This window comes from Lentilactobacillus farraginis DSM 18382 = JCM 14108 (assembly GCF_000583655.1).
In the GTDB taxonomy this organism is placed as follows: Bacteria; Bacillota; Bacilli; order Lactobacillales; family Lactobacillaceae; genus Lentilactobacillus; species Lentilactobacillus farraginis.
Window position 1 is genome coordinate 1 of the sequence record NZ_BAKI01000102.1, and the last position, 1,586, is coordinate 1,586.

Here is a 1,586-nt window from a genome sequence, read left to right on the forward strand (position 1 = left end):
AGTAATCCTCCGCATCCTGAAATGCCTTAACAACGTAAGCAGTAAACTCTTCACGATTTTCCAAAATATTCTCAGCCATATCAGTTAAGCTACATAAATCTTCATGCATTGAAAACTCGTCTAATTTTGCCAGAAAAGAGCTTGCAATAAAGCCAGCCGAATCAAACCCATTCATACGGTCTGATAATAAGACATCTTTTACATAATTTTTAGTTTGTTGCAGTAACATTTAATCACCCTCCAATTTCTAAAAGTTAACATGCATAGCCAATGTTAACTGTTTGCCTTTTTTTCTTAAAAACGCCAACTCCTTTTCAAACTTTCAACTTTCCTCCGTTCGTCTTGGCCGTTCGTGTGCCTGCACAATCGCCCACAGCATTTCACTGGCAATTCTGGTTCGGGCTGTCATATGAACATCTGTCAGCTCATACTTTGCATATAACGCTGTGCCTGATTTGTTTGGCACCAAAATGCCATTTAAATTCTTTCGCTCTAACACCTGTCGGGCAATAATTTCCTCAGCAAGCTCTTTCGGGCAAACAAGATAATTTTCGTCGCCAAAGAAAGACAGCCCATGCCCCGATTTAAAATCTTCCCAGCAAGACTTCACTTCATAGCAGATAAACGTCCCTTTTTCGACACTTACGGGTGTGGTGACATAGTCCGGCGTGTACGGTTTAAAGCCACGTAATCAATCCGCCGGTTGTGATCAGTGCCCCAGTCAAAGTCAACCTCGGGGCTCCAATACATCTGCTGTGACGTCAGGCGCTTCTCAACCAATTGGCTCAACATATTTGTAACGTTAGCGCGATCAATCATTTTTGTGTTCCTCCAACAAGTCGCCAATTTTTTCATAAGGAAATTTAAATCCTTCAGTCATTCCATTTTTGTAAAAAAGCTCAACGCCATCTGCTCCATTTGGAGCAATTGATTGAATTGCATCCAAGTTAATCCATTCATTTCCATCTGTCTCACTCTTTAGCTCAACCAATGTGCATGTTTCATTTTCCGCCCTCCAGTAAATCGCTGTCTTCGTGCACGTTTCCAACCACTTCAATGGCATTCTCAGCCGCTCCGGTGTTTAAAATATTGCTGGCAAACTGCCAACCATCAGGAATGTACTCGGTCGGAATATCAAAGGCTGGGTAATCTTCATCAATGAGATATTTGACCGGTCCTAAAAACGAATATCCATCTTCGCTAATGTATTTGACGATATCGCCCTCATAGATATCCTTGCCGTTTTTATCTTTCAGCCCCGTAAATTGTTCAACGATATATGAATCAGGATCCATATTGGCAAAGCTCAAAATACTACTTGCACGCTTATAAATCATTTCCTGAAATGGTCCTTTTTCTCCAAAAGGCATATGCCACGCTCTGAATTTAATTTCTCTGCTCATTTATCTGCCTCCATGACGTACCGGATTGCTTCCCGATGATTTTCCGCTAACCAATCCGAATGACCGTAATAATTGTTCTCGATAATGTGGTAAATCAGATAGTCAAATGGTTTATCCGTCAACCACGGTGATTGATACACGTTGGCTATCCAATCTTTAAACCATGCTGGCACATCAAGTGTT

6 protein-coding genes are annotated in these 1,586 nt (G+C 41.3%); all 6 read right to left on the reverse strand.

Going from position 1 to position 1,586, the window contains the following annotated elements:
- Window positions 1-229 (reverse strand): hypothetical protein (locus tag JCM14108_RS13815; RefSeq protein ID WP_035181546.1); only part of this gene is annotated, 229 nt, incomplete at its 3' end.
- Window positions 230-322: 93 nt separating this feature from the next.
- On the reverse strand, window positions 323-610 hold the full coding sequence (locus tag JCM14108_RS13820) for a hypothetical protein (RefSeq protein WP_035181547.1): 288 nt from the start codon (window positions 608-610) through the stop codon (window positions 323-325).
- 32 nt (window positions 611-642) lie between these two features.
- Window positions 643-819 carry a hypothetical protein gene (locus JCM14108_RS14755; protein ID WP_160168521.1) on the reverse strand — a complete coding sequence of 59 codons (177 nt, stop codon included), beginning with the start codon at window positions 817-819 and terminating at the stop codon, window positions 643-645.
- Window positions 812-991 carry a hypothetical protein gene (locus JCM14108_RS13825; protein ID WP_035181548.1) on the reverse strand — a complete coding sequence of 60 codons (180 nt, stop codon included), beginning with the start codon at window positions 989-991 and terminating at the stop codon, window positions 812-814. Before JCM14108_RS13825 ends, JCM14108_RS14755 begins: the two co-directional genes overlap by 8 nt.
- Window positions 992-1,001: 10 nt before the next feature.
- The gene (locus tag JCM14108_RS13830) at window positions 1,002-1,403 is read right to left on the reverse strand and encodes a YopX family protein (RefSeq protein ID WP_035181549.1); all 402 of its coding nucleotides are present in this window, start codon (window positions 1,401-1,403) and stop codon (window positions 1,002-1,004) included.
- Window positions 1,400-1,586 (reverse strand): hypothetical protein (locus JCM14108_RS14760; protein WP_035181550.1); only part of this gene is annotated, 187 nt, incomplete at its 5' end. The genes JCM14108_RS13830 and JCM14108_RS14760, both read right to left, overlap by 4 nt.